Raw genomic sequence first — 16,884 nt, forward strand, 5'->3', positions numbered from 1 at the left:
CTTTTTCTTTGGGGCCGTGGGCGGTCAGGCCGTGGCGGCTTCGGCCACCGGCTGGCGGATCAGGTGGTCGAAGGCGCTGAGCGCGGCGGTGGAGCCCGCGCCCGCGGCGATCACGATCTGCTTGTACGGCACCGTGGTGCAGTCGCCCGCGGCGAACACGCCCGGCACGTTGGTGTGGCCCTTGGCGTCGATCACGATCTCGCCGAAGCGGCTCAGCTCCACCGTGCCCTTGAGCCATTCGGTGTTGGGCACCAGGCCGATCTGCACGAACACGCCTTCGAGTTCGATGTGGCGCGCCTCGCCGCTCACGCGGTCCTTGTAGCTCAGGCCGTTCACGGTGCCGTTGGCGCCCGTGATCTCGGTGGTCTGCGCGTTCACGTGGATGGTCACGTTGGTCAGGCTCTCGAGTTTGCGCACCAGCACGGCGTCGGCCTTGAGCGCGTCGGCGAACTCGATCAGCGTGACGTGCTCGACGATGCCCGCGAGGTCGATCGCGGCCTCGACACCCGAGTTGCCGCCGCCGATCACGGCCACGCGCTTGCCCTTGAACAGCGGGCCGTCGCAGTGCGGGCAGTAGGCCACGCCCTTGTTGCGGTACTCGGCTTCACCGGGCACGTTCACGTTGCGCCAGCGAGCGCCGGTCGACAGGATCACGCTGCGCGCCTTGAGCGCGGCGCCATTGGCCATGTGCACTTCCACCAGGCCGCCAGGCTCGCTCGCAGGCACGAGCTTGTCGGCGCGCTGCAGGTTCATGATGTCCACGCCGTAGTGGCGCACCTGCGCTTCGAGCGCGGCCGCGAACTTGGGGCCGTCGGTTTCGAGCACGCTGATGTAGTTCTCGATCCCCAGCGTGTCGTTGACCTGACCACCGAAACGCTCGGCCGCCACGCCCACGCGGATGCCCTTGCGCGCCGCGTACACCGCGGCCGCGGCGCCGGCCGGGCCACCGCCCACGATCAGCACGTCGAACGGGTCCTTGGCGTCGAGCTTGGCGGCTTCGCGCGCGTCGGCGTTCACGTCGAGCTTGGCCACGATCTCTTCGAGCGTCATGCGGCCACCGCCGAACTCTTCGCCGTTGAGGTAGACCATGGGCACGGCCATCACCTGGCGCGCCTCGACCTCGGCCTGGAACAGGCCGCCGTCGATCACCGTCACCTGCACCGCGGGGTTGCGCACCGCCATCAGCGACAGCGCCTGCACCACGTCCGGGCAGTTGTGGCAGGTCAGGCTCATGTAGACCTCGAAGCGGAACTCACCCTGCAGCGTGCCGATGGCGTTCAGGGTTTCCTGCTCGGCCTTGGGCGGGTGGCCGCCGGTCCAGAGCAGCGCAAGCACCAGGGAGGTGAACTCGTGGCCCAGCGGAATGGCGGCGAAGCGCACGCCCGTGGACTCGCCCTCGCGGGCGATCACGAACGAGGGCTTGCGGGCATCGCTGCCACTGTCGTCGAACGAGACGAGGTCGGACAGGCCGGCGATGGTGGTCAGCAGCTCGCGCAGTTCCTGCGACGAGGCCGAGTCGTCGAGCGAGGCGATGAGGCGGATCGGGCGCTGCAGCTTGCCGAGATAGGCCTGCAGCTGGGCCTTGAGGGTGTCGTCGAGCATGAGGGACTCCTTTCCTGGTTCAGCGTTTTGCGAGGAACGCTGGGCGCGCGGGGCGCCCAACGTTCAACGCAAAACCCTCAACGGGTTTTCAGCGGATCGCGGCGATCAGATCTTGCCGACGAGGTCCAGCGAGGGCGTCAGGGTCTTGGCACCTTCGTTCCACTTGGCGGGGCACACCTGGCCAGGGTTCTTGGCCACGAACTGGGCGGCCTTGAGCTTGCGCAGGGTTTCCTTCACGTCGCGCGCGATGGCGTTGTCGTGGATCTCGGCGGTCTTGATCACGCCTTCGGGGTTGATGATGAAGGTGCCGCGCAGCGCCAGGCCTTCTTCTTCGATGTGCACGCCGAAGGCGCGGGTCAGCTGGTGCGTCGGGTCACCGACCAGGGGGAACTTGGCCTTGCCCACGGCGGGGGAGGTCTCGTGCCACACCTTGTGCGAGAAGTGGGTGTCGGTGGTGACGATGTACACCTCGGCGCCCAGCTTCTGGAACTCGGCGTAGTTGTCGGCCGCGTCTTCCACTTCGGTCGGGCAGTTGAAGGTGAAGGCCGCCGGCATGAAGATCAGCACCGACCACTCGCCACGCAGGCTGGCGTCGGTCACGGGCACGAACTTGCCGTTGTGGAAGGCCGTGGTCGAGAAGGGTTGCACGGTGGTGTTGATCAGGGACATGTGAACTCCTGGTTGCGTTGAAGGAAAAGGCGAAGCGTGCGCCTGAACGGCGTCTGGAACAGGCGCTAATGATAGCCGGCATCTATGGCAAGACGACTTTAATAGTCTCTATGCCCCTCATAGCCAATCTTGCGGCCATACAACACCGGCGCAAAAAGCTTCTTACATTTGTAATGCGAACCGTTTTCATTTGCAATAATGTAGGCTTCAGCCAGCCAACGACCCAGCGAAGCCCTGCGTGAGCACCCGGTTTCCGTGATGAGGGCGCCAGCCAGCCAACTCACCACCGCAGAAACCGAGGACTTCTCACCATGGCAAGCAAGCGCCGCCACACCCCCCGCCCTTCCGCCCGACTCCTGGCCCTGCTGGCCGCCACCGCGCCCGTGGCCGGCATGGCGCAAACCCAAAGCACCGCCACGCTGCCCACCGTGACGGTGAACGCGGCGCCCGAGGTGCCGTACAAGGCCGACAAATCGGCCAACGACAAGTTCACCGCCCCGCTGGTGGACACGCCCAAGACGGTGCAGATCATCAAGAAGGAAGTGATCGAAGAACAAGGCGCCATCACGCTCACCGAGGCGCTGCGCAACACGCCGGGCATCACGCTGCAGATGGGCGAGAACGGCAACAGCTCGGCCGGTGACACCTTCCAGCTGCGTGGCTTCTCGCTGCAGCAGTCGATCTTCGTGGACGGCATCCGCGACCTTGGCGCGGTCACGCGCGACACGTTCAACCTCGAGCAGGTCGAGGTGGTCAAGGGCGCCGCGGGCGCCGAGACCGGCCGCGGCGCGAGCTCGGGCTTCGTCAACCTGATCTCCAAGCAGGCCCACCTGGGCGACGAGAACAGCGTCTCGGGCACGGTGGGCACGGGCAGCGTCAAACGCATCACGGCCGACCTGAACAAGCAGCTGAGCGACAGCTCGGCCTTCCGCCTCAATGCCATGGCGCAGGACAGCGGCGTGGACGGCCGCGACTTCGTGGAGAACAAGGGCCAGGGCCTGGGCCTGTCGTACGCGGCCGGCCTGGGCACGCCCACGCGCGTGTTCCTGTTCAGCCAGCACCTGCGTCAGAACAACGTGCCCGACGGCGGCATTCCCGCCATCGGCTACGAGGGCTACACCTCGGTCATCGGGCCCAAGGTGCGGCGCGAGAACTTCTATGGCAGCGTGAACGACCGCGAGAAGGTCGACGCCGACATGCTCACCGCCAAGATCGAGCACGACCTGGGCTCGGGCACCACGATCCGCAACGTCACGCGCTACGGCAAGTCGCACATGGACCGCACGCTCACCGGCGTGAACACCGGCGCCACGGGCATCACCGCCACCGGCCCGCAGTCGGCCTGGACGGTGAACCGCTCGCGCCAGCGCGTCGACCAGGAAAACAGCATCCTGGCCAACCAGACCAGCATCAACACCGCCTTCGACACCGGCAGCGTCAAGCACTCGCTGGCCGCGGGCGTGGAGCTGCTGCACGAGAAACAGGTGAGCTTCGACCACGGCACCGCGGGCGCCACGCCGCCGGCCAACCTCTACAACCCGGACCCTTACCAATCGATGTTCGTGTTCGGCCCGCGCACCGGCGGTGAAACCGGCGGCACGACCAACACCATCAGCGCCTACGTGTTCGACGACGCCAGGCTCAACGAGCGCTGGTCCATCAACGGCGGCGTGCGCGTGGACGTCTACAAGCTCAACACCGACAACGTGACCGCCGCGGGCGTGCGCACCGCGCTCGAAGATTCGCGCAGCCTCGTGAGCTGGAGCGTCGGCAGCGTGTACAAGCCCGCCAGCAACGGCAGCGTGTACGCCTCCTACGCCACCTCGGCCACGCCGCCCGGCGCCAACAACTTCCAGCTCAGCGCCACCGCGGGCAACCAGGCCAACGCGGCCCTTGACCCGCAGCGCACGAACAACATCGAGCTCGGCACCAAGTGGGAGCTGATGGACAAGCGACTGAACGTGGCGGCCGCGATCTTCCGCACCGAAAACGACCGCCAGACCAGCTACGACGCGGCCACCAACACCACCTCGCAGTTCGGCAAGACCCGCGTGCAGGGCCTGGAGCTGTCGGCCGTGGGCCAGATCACGCGCCTGTGGCAGATCACCGCGGGCCTGGCCAAGACCAGCACCAAGTCGCTCGACCAGTTCAGCCTCAACACCACCACGGGCGTGGTCACGAGCACCACCGGCGTGCGCTGGTCGCCCGACCTCACGGCCACGCTCTGGAGCTCGTACCAGTGGAACCAGCTCACCCTGGGCGTGGGCGCGCGCTATGTGTCGGAAGCCAAGCGCTTCGTGAACGCGAGCGGTGCGCCGGGCAACGTGCCCAACATCCCTTCGTACTGGGTCGCCGACGCCATGCTGAAGTACCAGGTCAATCCCAAGACCAGCCTGCAGCTCAACGTCTACAACCTGTTCGACGAGGAGTACCTGATGACCCTGAACAACGGCGGTGGCCGCCTGGCCCTGGGCGCGCCGCGCTCGGCCACGCTGACCGCCAACTTCCGGTTCTGAAGGTTCAGTAGACGTCGCGGCGGTAGCGGCCTTCGGCCGCCATCGCCTGCAGGGCGTCTGCGCCGAGGATGTCCTGCAGCGTGCGGTCGACCGCGCCGGCCATGCCCTCGAGGCTGCCGCAGACGTAGATCGCCGCGCCCTGCCCCACCCACGCCCGCACCGCGTCCGCGTGGGTGGCGAGCGCGTGCTGCACGTAGCGGCGCTCGGCCTGGTCGCGGGAAAACACCCAGTCCACGCGCGCGAGCCAGCCCTGCTGCACAAAGCCTTCGATCTCGGCGCGGTGGTGCGCGTCGTGGCGCGCATGGCGCTCGCCGAACAGCAGCCACAGGGGCGCTACGCCCTCGGGCCGCGGCGAAGGCGTCGCGCCGAGCGCGCCCGCGGCCGCGAGGCGGCCGCGGATGTGCCCGCGCAGGCCCGCGAGGCCCGTGCCGTTGCCGATCAGGATCAGCGGCCGCTGCGCGTTGTCGCCCATGCGAAAGCCCGCGTGCGCGCGCACGCGCATCGGCACCGCGTCGCCGAGGGCCGCGCCCTGCGTGAGCCATCCCGAGGCCAGGCCAGCGCTGCCGTCGGCGCGGCGCGCCAGGCGCACCAGCAGGTGCACGGCGCCGTCCTGGGGCACCGAGGCGATCGAATAATCGCGCGGCGCGCCTTCGGCGCCCGGCACCGCGACCTGCGCGAGGTCGCCGGCCTGCCAGTCGGGCAGCGCCTGCCCGGTCTGCGGCACGAGCTCGATGTGGAACACCGGCTCGCCCGCGCTGCCCGGGTTGAGGTGCTGGCGCGCGCGCAAGCGCCAGGGCTGCAGCGCGGGCGCTTCCCAATCGGGCAGGTCGCTGGTGCCGGCCAGGTGGGCCAGTTGCTGTCGCCAGCGCCGCAAGGCCTCGGGGTCGCTCTTGTCGACCTCGATGCGCTCGAACAGCGGCTGTGCGCCGCGTGCGCGCAGCCATTCGTCGAGCACGCGGCCAAAGCCGCAGAAATGGGCATAGGCCCTGTCGCCCAGCGCGAGCAGGCCCACGTGCAGGTGCGACAGGTCGGGCCGCGCCGAGGCCATCACCTGCTGCGCGAAGCGCGCCGCGCTGTCGGGCGGATCACCTTCACCATACGTGCTGGCCACGCACAGCAGGCGCTCGGCCTGCTGCAGGTCGCTCACGCTGAGCTCGCCCAGCGCAGCCAGTCGCACCGGCACGCCCGCGGTGTGCAGCGCCTGCGCGGTCTGCAGCGCGAGCTCCTCGGCCTGGCCGGTCTGACTCGCGTAGGTGACCCACCAGGCGGGCATGCCGGGTGTGGCCGGCAACAGCGCGGCCACGCGGCGCTGCGCGGCCTGCTGGCGGCGGCGGTGCTGCCAGGCCACGGTGCCGCACAGCAGGCCATAGGCCGCGAAGGTGGAAAGGGCGTAGGTGAGTTTGTCGGGCGTGAAGATCATCCGGCGAGGCGCGCCATCGCGCCCGTGAGGGTTTCGGTCAGGCCGCCATCGGCCTCGCGCTGCACGAACAGCGCCGCGATGCCGTGGGCTTCGGCCAGGGCGAGGCCGGCGTCGCGGCCGGCCACGGTGAGCGCGGTGGACCAGGCATCGGCCCAGAGCGCCTCGGCGTGCAGCACGCTCACCGACGCCAGGCCATGGGCCACGGGCCGGCCGCTGCGCGGGTCGATGCTGTGCGGCAGGTGCCGGCCCTGGTGACGGTAAGCACGGCGGTAGTCGCCCGAGGTGGCGACCGACAGGCCATGCAGGGCCACGCGTGTGGGCGGCGGCGGTGCATGGCCCGGCGCCACGGGTGGGCATTCGAGCTCGACCCACCAGGGCATGCCGTCGGGCCTCAGGCCCTGGCCGCGCAGTTCGCCGCCCACCTCGACCAGCGCATGCGCGATGCCCAGGCCCGCGAGCGCGCGCGCCACGCGGTCCACGGCATGGCCCTTGGCGATGGCCGACAGATCGAGCAGCAGCCCACCGGGCTGCGTGGCTTCGCGCGTGGCCGCATCGAAGGCCAGGCGGCGCCAGTCCTGCGTGCGCAGCGCGGCGCACAGCTCGGTCTCGTCGGGCGGGGTGAAGCCGGGGTCGGTGTGGCGCGGCGCGGGGCCGAAACCCCAGCGGTTCACGAGCGCGCCGGCCGCGGGGTTGAAAGCGCCGGCGGATGCCTCGGCGAGCCACAGCGCGGCCTGCAGCACGTCCGCAAAGGCCTCGGGCAGCGTGTGGCGCGAACCGGGCGCGGCGCGGTTGAAACGCGAAAGGTCGGAGCTGGGCAGCCAGGTGCTCATTTGCGCCACCACGAGGTCGAGCTCGGCCTCGATCGCGGCGCGCACCGCGGCCTGGCGCGTGGCGTCGCGATCGGCCCACAGCACCCACCAGGTGGTGCCCATGGTCTCGCCACGCAGGCCATGCACGCGCGCGCCCAGCGCCGGCACCGCGGCGGCGTCGATGTGGTCGGGAACCAGCACGCGGGTCATGGACGGGGCGCCCGGGCGAGCGCAGCGGCCTTACTTCGGCAGGACTTCGAGCGTCAGGCTGTAGTTGGAGCGGCGCACAGGCTCGGCCAGCGTGCCCGCGGGGCCAGACGGCGCGGCCGGCGCCGCGCCGGGGCCGCCGGCCATGGGGGCGCCCTGCGCCGGCGCGCGCGCCGGCGCCACGTTCACCCAGTACATGCCCGCCGCGGGCCATTTCACGCGGATCTCGCCGTTGGCGTCGGTGGTGAGGCGGATCTCGCCGAGTTCGCTGCGGTAGCGCAGGCCCGCCAGGATCACGGTGGCCGCGTAGTTCGCGGCGGGCTGGCCGTTGTCGAGGAAGCGGAAGGTGGCGGTCTCGCCCTCGACCAGGTCGTTGGGGTGCGTCACGGGCACGAGCTCGATGCCCCTGCCCGTGGGCTTGAGCGCCGTGGTGGTGGGCGCGCCGCGCGTCACGAAGGTTTCCACGCGGTTGCTGTTCTGGCTCACGCGCAGGTCGGTGGCGTCGGCCGGGATTTCCTTGGCCAGCGACTCGGCGCTGCCGCGCGCGCGCTTGGTCTCGTTGCCCACCTTGTAGCTCGCGATCAGGCCGTCGCTCACCAGCGCGAGCCGGTAGGTGCCCTGCTGCTCGAGCTTCACGTCGAACATGCTGCGGTAGCGGCCTTTGGCCGCGTTCTCGGCCTGCACGGGCTGGCCGTCGGGGCCGGTCACCACGAGGTTGTCGAGGGCGGCGGCGTTGTGCTCGTAGTAGAAGATGTCGTTGGAGATCGCGGCGTCCACGCTGACCCAGGGCTGCTGGCCCGAGTAGATGGTGCCCGAAGGCAGCAGCCAGGCGCGGTGCGCGTGGGCAGCGGACATGCTGAGCGCGGCCATGGCGGCGGTGGCGGCGAGCGCGAGGACGCGGTGGCGCAGGGTGGCGTTCTTCATTCGGGGTCTCCGGTCGGTTGTTCGGGGGATCAGGGTTTGACGGTGACGCTCACGGCGCCGAGTTCGTGCTGGCCGCTGGCCTGCGTGGTGGTGCTGCCCTTGGGCGGCCACACGAAGGGCACCTTCACGAGTTCGCGGCCGCCGACCTCGCGCGCGGCTTCGAGCACCACTTGGTACTCGCCGGGGGCGAGCCGGCCGAGCGCGCTACCCGCGCCGAACTGCACGGTGTGCTCACCAGGCGCGCGCGTGGCGCCGCTCAGGCCGTCCACGGGCATGTTCAGTTCGCGCCCGCTCTTGCGCCACCAGGCCCGCATGTCCTTGAGCCACTTGGTGCCTTCGTTGTTGCGCAGCTTGATGTCGTACCAGACCGCGAGGTTGCCCACGAAGGACTGGTCGGGCTTCTCGATCCAGATCGCCACGTAGGGCCGGTGGTACTCGGCCACGCTCAGTCGCGGGATCTCGACCTTGAGCGAGAGATCGGCGGCCACGGCGGGCCACGCGAAGGAGGCCGCGGTGAGCGCGGCGGCGTAACGGATCGGCATGGATCGACAGCTCCTGGTGTGGGTCAGTGGATGAAAAGGATCGCAAGCAGCAGTGGGATCACCAGGCCCGCGCCCACCATGGGCCAGGTGCTGGGCCGGTTGGCCGCGTGGAACTTGAGGATGAGCAGGCCGGTGATGGAGAACACCAGACAGGCCACCGAGAAGACGTCGAGAAAGCCCTTCCAGACCGGGCCGGTGTGCCGGCCCTTGTGCAGGTCGTTGAGGTAAGAGATCCAGCCGCGGTCGGTGCGCTCGTACGCCACCGCCCCGCTCTCCCGATCGATGCGCAGCCAGGCGTCGCCGCCGGGACGCGGCAGCGAGAGGTAGATCTCCTCGGGCGACCATTCGGCGTCGCTGGCCGGCAGCCCCACACCGAGCGCTTCGCCGAGCCAGGCCTGCAGCGCGGGCGGCAGCGGCGCGCTGTCGGGCTCGTCGTCCTTGAGCGCAATGGCGGCGCGCAGCGCCTCGGGCAGTTCGGCCGTGCGCTGCTGCACCACCGGCGTGGCCGGGATGTCGGCCGCGTGGTTGAGCGTGATGCCGGTGAACGCGAACAGCAGCATGCCGATGAGGCAGAGCGCGGAGCTGATCCAGTGCCACTGGTGCAGGGTCTTGAGCCAGTAGGCGCGCTGGGGGGCGGCCTGGGTGGCCGGGGCGGTTTTCACGGGGTGTTCGGAAAGGTGGCTTAAGCCTGCAAATTATAACTATTCTCATTTAGAGAATGCGAGGGAACGCCCCCTTTTTCGGGGGCCAGCGCCTCAGGACAGGGCGGGCGCGTCGACCCAGTCGCCGCCCAGGGCCTTGTAGAGATCGAGCGCGGCGCTCAGGCGCGCAAGCTTTTGCGTGGACAAGGCGTCGAGCGCCGAAAACAGCGTGCGCTGCGCGTCGAGCACCGAGAGCAGATCGCCACTGCCCTCGCGGTAACGCAGCTCGGCGAGTTCGAGCGAGCGCCGCGCCTGCGCCACGAGTTCGCGCTGCAGCGCCTCCTGCTGCTGGCTGCGCGCGAGATTGCCCAGGCCGTCGTCGACCTCCTTGAGCGCGGTGCGGATGGCCTTGCCGTAGTTCTCGATCAGCACCACGCGCTGCGACTGCGTGCTGCGGATCTGCAGCCGCTGGCGGCCGCCGTCGAAGATCGATTGCGCGAGCGACAGGCCCAGCGAGACGCTGCGCGTGGGGTCGGCCAGGCTCAGCAACGCCGAGGTGCCCAGACCGCCCGAGGCCGACAGCGACACCGTGGGCAGCAGCGCGGCGCGCGCGGCGGCCACGTTGGCATCGGCCGCGGCCAGCTGCGCCTCGGCCGATGCGAGGTCGGGCCGGCGCGTGAGCAGCGTGGCCGGCAGGCCCGGCGACAGCGTGGGCACCGCGAGCTGCGCGAACTCGCCCGCCGCAGGCACGTAGCCCTGCGGCACGCGGCCCAGCAGCAGCGCGAGCGCCGACGCGGCCTGGCGCTGCTGGAGTTCGAGCGGGATCAGCGCGGTGCGCGCGCTGAGCACGGCGGCGCGCTGCTGCGACACCTCGAGCGCGGTGGCCACGCCATTGCGCTGGCGCGCTTCGACGACACGCAGCACACGCTCGGCGGTCTCGAGGTTCTGGCGCGCGATGCCCAGGCGCTCGTTGAGGTTGAGCCACAGGAAGTAGTTGTTGGCCACGCCCGTGAGCAGGGTCAGGCGCGCGGTGCGCCAGTCGTGCTGGCTGGCCACGAACGAGGCCTCGCCCGCGCGCACGCCGGCCGCGATGCGGCCCCACAGATCGAGCTCGTAGCTGATCGACAGGCCCGCGCTCGTGCTCTCGCGCGAAACGGACGGCGTGCCCGGCGCATCGGTCTGGCCGCCCGAGGTGCTCAGGTTGGCACCCACCGCGGGCAGGCGCGACACACCGGCCTGTTGCAGCGCGATGTCGGCCTGGCGCATGCGCTCGATCGCGATGCGCAGGTCGGCGCTGCCGGCCTGGGCTTCGTCGAGCAGGCCCACGAGCGCCGGCGAGCCGAAGCCCAGCCACCAGTCGCGGGAGATCGGCTGCTCGGGGCCGCTCACGGCGGTGGCGTCCCAGCGCGCGGGCAGCTCCACCGGGGCGGGGCTCACGGGTTCGGTCACGGCGCACGCCTGCAGCGCCAGCGCGCAAGCCAGCGCCGACGCCTTCAGAAGGGGGTTCAGAACAGAGGGGTTCATTCGGATGCGAGGGCAACGACCGGGTCGAGCCGCGCGGCCTTGCGCGCCGGCAGGAAACCGAAGATGAGACCGGTGGCGAACGCGCAGCCGAAGGCCAGCACCACCGGCATGAGCGCGTACTGCACCGCGGTGCCCGACCAGCCGACCACGAAGGCCACGCCCAGGCCCACGACCACGCCGATCGCGCCGCCGAGCGCCGAGACCACGAGCGCCTCGATCAGGAACTGCTGCAGGATGTTGCGCGTGCGCGCGCCCGTGGCCATTCGGATGCCGATCTCGCGCGTGCGCTCGGTGACGCTCACCAGCATGATGTTCATCACGCCGATGCCGCCCACCAGCAGCGAGATCGCGGCGATCGAGCCGAGCAGCACCGTCATGGTGTTCTGCGTTTCGGTGGCGGTGTCGATGATCGAGGCCATGTTGCGGATCTGGAAGTCGATCACGCCATGGCGTTCGGCCAGCAGCGACTCCACCGCCGACTGCGTTTCGTCGATGCGCTTGACGTCCTGCACCGCCACCGTGACGTTGCGCAGGAAGCGCTGGCCCGACAGCCGCAGCTGGCTCGTGGCATAGGGCACGAGCACCACGTCGTCCTGGTCCTGGCCGTTGGGCGAAGCGCCGCGCGCGCTCATCACGCCCACCACCTGGAAGATCAGGTTGTTCACCAGGATGTACTGGCCCAGCGGCTCCTGGCCGTCGGGGAACAGGGCCCTGGCCACGGTCTGGCCCAGCACGGCCACGGTGGCGTATTCCTGCTCGTCCTCTTCGGTGAAGAAGGTGCCGCGCGAGACCTTCCATTGCCGCGCGAGCGGAAACTTCGACGAGGTGCCGAGCACGCTGCTCGAGTAGTCGGACTCGCCGAAGCGCAGCGTGACGGTGCTGCTCTGCTCGGGCACCGCGGCCAGCACGTTGGGCACTTCCTTGTCGATCGCCTGCACGTCGGCCAGCACCAGCGTGGCGATGTTCTGGAAGCCACGCTGGTTGGGCGCGCCCGGGCGCACCAGCAGCAGGTTCGAGCCCATGGCGCTGATGCGGTCGATCACCACCTGCTTGGCGCCGTCGCCGATGGCGAGCATGGCGATCACCGAGGCCACGCCGATCACGATGCCCAGCAGCGTGAGGATGGCGCGAAACACATTGGCGCGCAGCGCGCGCAACGCGGTCTTGGCCGCTTCGACCACGTCGCCCAAAGGCGAGATGCGGCCGCGCCGCGGCGTCCAGTCGCGCGCGGCCTGCGCGACTTCGCCCTCGGGCGGACGCGGGCCGGGATCGGACACGATGTGACCGTCCTTGATCTCGATCACGCGCTGCGCGTGTGCGGCCACCTCGGGCGCGTGGGTGATGAGGATCACCGTGTGGCCTTCGGCCGAGAGCTGCTTGAGCAGCGCCATCACGTCGGCCCCGCTCTTGCTGTCGAGCGCGCCCGTGGGCTCGTCGGCCAGGATCACGCGGCCGCCGTTCATGAGCGCGCGCGCGATCGACACGCGCTGCTGCTGGCCGCCCGAGAGCTGGTTGGGCCGGTGGTGCATGCGCTCGCCCAGGCCCAGCGAGGCCAGCAGTTCGGCCGCGCGCGCGTGGCGCTCGGCCGGGGGCACGCCCGCGTACACCGCGGGCACCTCCACGTTGTCGGCCGCGGTGCCGGTGGCGATCAGGTTGTAGCTCTGGAACACGAAGCCGAAGGCGTCGCGGCGCAGCTCGGCGAGCTCGTCGCGGTCGAGCTCCGACACGTCGCGGCCCATGAAGCGGTACTGGCCGGTGGTGGGCTTGTCCAGGCAGCCCAGGATGTTCATGAGCGTGGACTTGCCCGAGCCCGACGCACCCACGATGGCCACGAGTTCGCCCGGGTAGATCTGCAGGTCGATGCCGTGCAGCACCTCGACCGAGAGCTCGCCATTGAAGTAGGTCTTGGTGATGCCGCGCAGATCGATCAGCGGCAGCACCGGCTCGGCGGCGCCGGTGGGCAGCACCGCGGCCTCGGGCCCGGTGGGCAGCTGGCTCATCGGCGCGCTCCGCCGGCCGCACCGCCGGGCGCGCCGCCCGGGCCACCGGGACCGCCGAAGCCGGGCTGGCCCAGGCCCGTGCCCTGCGGGGGATTGCGTCGCGGCGGCTCGGCGTCGCGCGTGCCGGCGATCACGCGTTCGCCTTCCTTCAGGCCCGACAGCACCTCGGCGTGCACGCGGTTGCTGATGCCGATGGTGAGCTCGCGCTCTTCGATGCTGCCGTCTTCGAGCATCACCCTGGCCTTGGCCTGGCGCGGTCCGCGCAGGCTGCGCGGTGCGGGGCCGGCCGGGGGCGCGGCCCGCGCCGCAGCGCCCGGACCAGCACCCGGACCAGAGCCCGGCTGCGCGTCTGCGGCCTCACGCGCCTGGCGGCGTTGGTCGCGCAGCTTCTGGCGTTCTTCTTCGGACAGGTTCTGGAAGGCCTCGCGGCGCTGGGCACGCGCACGCTCGCGCTCCTCGGGCGTCATCTTCTCGAAGGCCTCGCGATCGAAGCGCGGTGCCGCCGCGGCCGGGGGTGCTGCGGGCGGGGCAGCCGGGGCATTCAAGGGTGCAGCGGCCGCCGGCGCAGCCGCCGGCGCAGCCGCCGGCGCAGCCGCCGGCGCAGCGGGCGCGGCGCCCGGCTGCGCCGCGCGCTCGCGCCCGCCCTGCGGGCCGCGCTGGATCGTCAGCGCCGACATCGGCACCATGAGCACATCCTTGGCCTCGGCCACCACGAAGAACACCTGCGCGGTCATCTGCGTCATGAGGTTGCGGTTGGTGTTGGGCACCTCGAACAACGCGTTGTAGAGCACCACGTTGTTGGTCACCGTGGGGGTGGGCTCGATCTTCTTGAGCTCGCCGTACCAGCGCCGGCCCTGGCTGCCCAGCGTGGTGAAGTACACCGGCATGCCCGTGCGCAGCTTGCTCACGTCGGCCTCCGACACCTGGGTCTGCACCGTCATGACCGACAGGTCGGCCACCCGCAGCAGCGTGGGCGCCTGCTGATTGGTGTTGAGGGTCTGGCCCTGGCGCGCCGTGATGCTCACCACCGTGCCCGACATGGGCGCGTAGATCTTGGTGTACTTGAGGTTGGCCTCTTCCACGCGCATGCTGGCCTTCACCTGCTCCATCTGCGCCTTGAGCGCGTTGATCTGCGCGCGCGCCGTGCGCAGCGTGGTCTCGGCGTTCTGCAGGGTCTCGGTGGTGGTGGCCTCTTCGGCCATGAGGTTCTTCTGGCGCTGCAGGTCGCGTTCGGCCTTGGCCAGCGCGAGCTCGCGCTCGGCGAGCTGCGCGCCCTGCGAACGCAGCTGGGCGCGGCTCGCGTCCACGCGCGCCTGCGAGGTCTCGGCGTCGATCTCGGCCAGCAGGTCGCCCTCCTTCACCTCGCTGCCCACCTCCACGTGCAGCTTGCGCAACTGGCCCGACACCTGCGCGCCGACGTCCACGTAGTCGCGCGGCTGCAGCGAGCCCGTGGCCGCGACCTGGTCTTCGATGTCGCCGCGCTGGATCGTGGCGGTGATGTAGGTGCTTTCGGTCTTGGCGCCCGGCCCCCAGCGGAACCACGCATAGGCGCCGCCGCCGATCAGGGCCAGCGCACTCAGCGCGATCAGGGCACTGCCCCAGGGGTGTCGGCGGACAAAGGCGGCTTTCGGGGCGCGGACCGGCGGGCTGTCGTTCATGGATCGAGGATGGGTGGGCTGCCGGCGCATGCCGGGTGATGGGAGCGGATGTTGCCGCTCAAACGTGGAAACAATGTGCAGGGGCCGCGAAGGCCTTGTGCACAGTGTTTGAAAAATTCCGGTTTAGGCTCGCCCCCATGCAGACCGGCTCCCCCGCTTCCCCTTCGCCCGCACGCCCGCGCGCCGGGCTCGCGCGCCTCGACACGCTGCGCGTGAAGCTGTTCCTGGCGATCGCGGGCGCCAACGTGGTGTTCGTGATGGCGGCCTACCTGATCCACGCCTGGAGCTTCGACAAGGGCCTGGTGGAGTACCTGAACAAGGCCGACGAGACGCGGCTGCAGCCCCTGGTGACGCGGCTGGCGGAAGGCTACCGGCAACAAGGCAGCTGGGACTGGATCGTGGGCGACCGCCAGCGCTGGTTCGAGCTGTCGCGCGAAACCCTGGGCAACGGGCGCATGCCGCGGCGGCCCGGCGAACCCGCGCCCATGGCGGCCGGCCCCGGCGAGGCCGCACCCGCGGGGCCGCCACCGCTGCCGCGGGGCGAGGGCCGGCCGCCCGAAGGCGGTCCGCCGCCCACGCTCACCATCGACCCGCGCCTGATGCTGTTCGACGCGCGCCGCCAGTTGCTCATGGGGCCCGAGGGCCGCGCCGAGCAGGCGGTGTTCAAGCCCATCGTGGTCGACAACCAGACCGTGGGCTACCTGGGCTACGTGCCGCGGCTGCAGATGGTGGCCTCGCTCGAGCGCGTGTTCCAGGCGCAACAGAGCCGCACCTATGCGGCCATCGCGCTGGGCCTGCTGGTGGCGGTGCTGATCAACGCGGCGCTGATCGCGCGCTGGCTCTCGGGCCGGCTGCGCCAGCTCGGCGCGGGCACGGCGGCGGTGGCGCAGGGCGACTACGGCGTGCGCCTGCCCGCACGCGGCCACGACGAGCTCGCGCAGCTCGCGCAGGACTTCAACCACATGGCCGGCTCGCTGCAGGCCGCGCAGCAGGCCCGCCAGCAGTGGATCGCCGACATCGCGCACGAGCTGCGCACGCCGCTGGCCACGCTGCGCGCCGAGATCGAGGCGCTGCAGGACGGCGTGCGCCGCCCCGACAGCGCCAACCTCGATTCGCTCGCGCAGGAGGTGAGCCGGCTCACGCGGCTGGTGGAAGACCTGCGCCTGCTGTCGCTGTCCGACCTGGGCGCGCTCGACTACCGCTTCAGGCCGCTGGACCTGGGCGACTTCGTGGCCAGCCACCTCGACGACCTGCACCTGCCGCCGGCGCAGGCGCTGCGGGTGCACACCGAACTTGCGCCCGGCGTGGCGGTGCGTGCCGATGGCGATCGGCTCGACCAGGTGCTGTCCAATCTGATGCAGAACACGCTGCGCTACAGCACGCCGCCGGCCACGCTGCGCGTGAGTGTGCAGCGCGACGGCGCGCAGGCACGGCTGACCTGGGAAGACTCGGCCCCGGGCGTGCCGGCCGCGTCGCTGCCCCGCCTCACCGACCGCCTCTACCGCGTCGACCCTTCGCGCTCGAGCGAGAGCGGCGGCTCGGGGCTGGGCCTGGCGATCGCGAGCGCGATCATCGAAGGCCACGGCGGCCGCATGCAGGCCTCGGCGAGCGCCCTCGGCGGGCTGCGCTGGGACATCTGGCTGCCCCTGCACACGGAGGCCCTGCCATGAGCGAACGCGTCCTGATCGTCGAAGACGAAACCAAGATCGCGGGTGTGCTGAGCGACTACCTCGAGCAATCCGGCTACACGGTGCACCACCTCACGCGCGGCGACGAGGTGGAGGCCTGGCTCGCCGCGCACCCGGTGGACCTGGTGCTGCTCGACCTCATGCTGCCCGGCAAGAGCGGGCTCGACATCTGCCGCGCGCTGCGCTCGGGCGCGCCCGGCCTGCCCTCGCCCGCGATCATCATGGTGACGGCGCGCGTGGAGGAGATCGACCGCCTGCTGGGCCTGGAGCTTGGCGCCGACGACTACATCTGCAAGCCCTTCAGCCCGCGCGAGGTGGTGGCGCGCGTGAAGGCGGTGCTGCGCCGTGGCGGCCATGCGGCGGGCGCTGCGCCGGCGCCGACGCCGGGGCGCGGCCTGCACTTCGACGACGCGGCCTGGCGCGCGAGCCTGGACGGACAGGCGCTGGACCTCACGGTGGTGGAGTACCAGCTGCTCAAGGTGCTGGGCTCGCGGCCAGGCCGCATCTTTTCACGCGAGCAGCTCATGGACGCGATGTACCGCGACGAGCGCGTGGTGTCCGACCGCACGGTGGACAGCCACATCAAGAAGCTGCGGCGCAAGCTCGAGGAACGCGCGCCGGGGCAGGGGCTGATCCACTCGGTGTACGGGCTGGGCTACAAGTACGAGCCGCCCGCATGAAGCG

13 protein-coding genes are annotated in these 16,884 nt (G+C 70.7%); 3 read left to right on the plus strand and 10 right to left on the minus strand.

Translation table 11 applies throughout. From position 1 onward, the window contains the following. Nucleotides 1-24: 24 nt before the first annotated feature. Nucleotides 25-1,602, minus strand: coding sequence for an alkyl hydroperoxide reductase subunit F (gene ahpF / locus WDZ95_RS01080; protein WP_425775878.1), 1,578 nt, complete (start codon nt 1,600-1,602; stop codon nt 25-27). Nucleotides 1,603-1,707: 105 nt separating this feature from the next. Continuing rightward, entirely contained in the window at nt 1,708-2,271 is a 564-nt protein-coding gene (gene ahpC / locus WDZ95_RS01085) for an alkyl hydroperoxide reductase subunit C (protein ID WP_166226954.1), read from the minus strand. Between the two features lie 311 nt (nt 2,272-2,582). On the opposite strand from ahpC, the gene WDZ95_RS01090 reads away from it, so the two are divergent. Next, nucleotides 2,583-4,787, plus strand: a complete 2,205-nt coding sequence (locus WDZ95_RS01090) for a catecholate siderophore receptor Fiu (RefSeq protein ID WP_425775879.1) — start codon at nt 2,583-2,585, stop codon at nt 4,785-4,787. 4 nt (nt 4,788-4,791) lie between these two features. On the opposite strand, the gene WDZ95_RS01095 is transcribed toward WDZ95_RS01090, so the two are convergent. From WDZ95_RS01095 to WDZ95_RS01130, 8 genes are all read right to left on the minus strand, one after another. Beyond that, complete coding sequence (locus tag WDZ95_RS01095) at nt 4,792-6,207, minus strand: sulfite reductase subunit alpha (RefSeq protein ID WP_425775880.1); 1,416 nt, start codon at nt 6,205-6,207, stop codon at nt 4,792-4,794. Beyond that, nucleotides 6,204-7,226: an FAD:protein FMN transferase gene (locus tag WDZ95_RS01100; RefSeq protein WP_287470004.1), complete on the minus strand. Its 1,023-nt coding sequence runs from the start codon at nt 7,224-7,226 to the stop codon at nt 6,204-6,206. Before WDZ95_RS01100 ends, WDZ95_RS01095 begins: the two co-directional genes overlap by 4 nt. Nucleotides 7,227-7,256: 30 nt before the next feature. Continuing rightward, a complete protein-coding gene (locus tag WDZ95_RS01105) occupies nt 7,257-8,147 on the minus strand; it encodes a DUF4198 domain-containing protein (protein ID WP_425775881.1) in 891 nt (296 codons plus the stop codon). A 29-nt stretch (nt 8,148-8,176) separates the two neighbouring features. Beyond that, a complete protein-coding gene (locus tag WDZ95_RS01110) occupies nt 8,177-8,689 on the minus strand; it encodes a DUF2271 domain-containing protein (RefSeq protein WP_287470002.1) in 513 nt (170 codons plus the stop codon). 23 nt (nt 8,690-8,712) lie between these two features. After that, nucleotides 8,713-9,351 (minus strand): PepSY-associated TM helix domain-containing protein, encoded by a 639-nt coding sequence (locus tag WDZ95_RS01115; protein ID WP_166226960.1) that lies wholly within the window; start codon nt 9,349-9,351, stop codon nt 8,713-8,715. A gap of 93 nt (nt 9,352-9,444) precedes the next feature. Continuing rightward, nucleotides 9,445-10,854, minus strand: coding sequence for an efflux transporter outer membrane subunit (locus WDZ95_RS01120; protein ID WP_425775882.1), 1,410 nt, complete (start codon nt 10,852-10,854; stop codon nt 9,445-9,447). Further along, a complete protein-coding gene (locus WDZ95_RS01125) occupies nt 10,851-12,854 on the minus strand; it encodes a MacB family efflux pump subunit (protein WP_425775883.1) in 2,004 nt (667 codons plus the stop codon). Before WDZ95_RS01125 ends, WDZ95_RS01120 begins: the two co-directional genes overlap by 4 nt. Continuing rightward, the gene (locus tag WDZ95_RS01130) at nt 12,851-14,512 is read right to left on the minus strand and encodes an efflux RND transporter periplasmic adaptor subunit (RefSeq protein ID WP_425775884.1); all 1,662 of its coding nucleotides are present in this window, start codon (nt 14,510-14,512) and stop codon (nt 12,851-12,853) included. The genes WDZ95_RS01125 and WDZ95_RS01130 overlap by 4 nt, the downstream gene beginning before the upstream one ends. 137 nt (nt 14,513-14,649) lie before the next feature. On the opposite strand from WDZ95_RS01130, the gene WDZ95_RS01135 reads away from it, so the two are divergent. Together WDZ95_RS01135 and WDZ95_RS01140 are read left to right on the plus strand one after the other, a co-directional pair. Further along, on the plus strand, nt 14,650-16,182 hold the full coding sequence (locus WDZ95_RS01135) for an ATP-binding protein (RefSeq protein ID WP_425775885.1): 1,533 nt from the start codon (nt 14,650-14,652) through the stop codon (nt 16,180-16,182). Beyond that, nucleotides 16,179-16,880 (plus strand): response regulator, encoded by a 702-nt coding sequence (locus WDZ95_RS01140; protein ID WP_425775886.1) that lies wholly within the window; start codon nt 16,179-16,181, stop codon nt 16,878-16,880. The genes WDZ95_RS01135 and WDZ95_RS01140 overlap by 4 nt, the downstream gene beginning before the upstream one ends. The last annotated feature ends 4 nt before the right edge of the window (nt 16,881-16,884 follow it).

Source organism: Hydrogenophaga sp. T2, from assembly GCF_049843535.1.
Classification (GTDB): domain Bacteria; phylum Pseudomonadota; class Gammaproteobacteria; order Burkholderiales; family Burkholderiaceae_C; genus Hydrogenophaga; species Hydrogenophaga crocea.

Bases quoted from the DNA above. Each gene is read 5' to 3' on its own strand.
- WDZ95_RS01120 (WP_425775882.1), bottom strand. From the start codon at position 10,854: ATGAACCCCTCTGTTCTGAACCCCCTTCTGAAGGCGTCGGCGCTGGCT.
- WDZ95_RS01100 (WP_287470004.1), bottom strand. From the start codon at position 7,226: ATGACCCGCGTGCTGGTTCCCGACCACATCGACGCCGCCGCGGTGCCG.
- WDZ95_RS01140 (WP_425775886.1), top strand. From the start codon at position 16,179: ATGAGCGAACGCGTCCTGATCGTCGAAGACGAAACCAAGATCGCGGGT.
- WDZ95_RS01095 (WP_425775880.1), bottom strand. From the start codon at position 6,207: ATGATCTTCACGCCCGACAAACTCACCTACGCCCTTTCCACCTTCGCG.
- WDZ95_RS01105 (WP_425775881.1), bottom strand. From the start codon at position 8,147: ATGAAGAACGCCACCCTGCGCCACCGCGTCCTCGCGCTCGCCGCCACC.
- WDZ95_RS01090 (WP_425775879.1), top strand. From the start codon at position 2,583: ATGGCAAGCAAGCGCCGCCACACCCCCCGCCCTTCCGCCCGACTCCTG.
- WDZ95_RS01110 (WP_287470002.1), bottom strand. From the start codon at position 8,689: ATGCCGATCCGTTACGCCGCCGCGCTCACCGCGGCCTCCTTCGCGTGG.
- ahpF (WP_425775878.1), bottom strand. From the start codon at position 1,602: ATGCTCGACGACACCCTCAAGGCCCAGCTGCAGGCCTATCTCGGCAAG.
- WDZ95_RS01135 (WP_425775885.1), top strand. From the start codon at position 14,650: ATGCAGACCGGCTCCCCCGCTTCCCCTTCGCCCGCACGCCCGCGCGCC.
- ahpC (WP_166226954.1), bottom strand. From the start codon at position 2,271: ATGTCCCTGATCAACACCACCGTGCAACCCTTCTCGACCACGGCCTTC.
- WDZ95_RS01125 (WP_425775883.1), bottom strand. From the start codon at position 12,854: ATGAGCCAGCTGCCCACCGGGCCCGAGGCCGCGGTGCTGCCCACCGGC.
- WDZ95_RS01130 (WP_425775884.1), bottom strand. From the start codon at position 14,512: ATGAACGACAGCCCGCCGGTCCGCGCCCCGAAAGCCGCCTTTGTCCGC.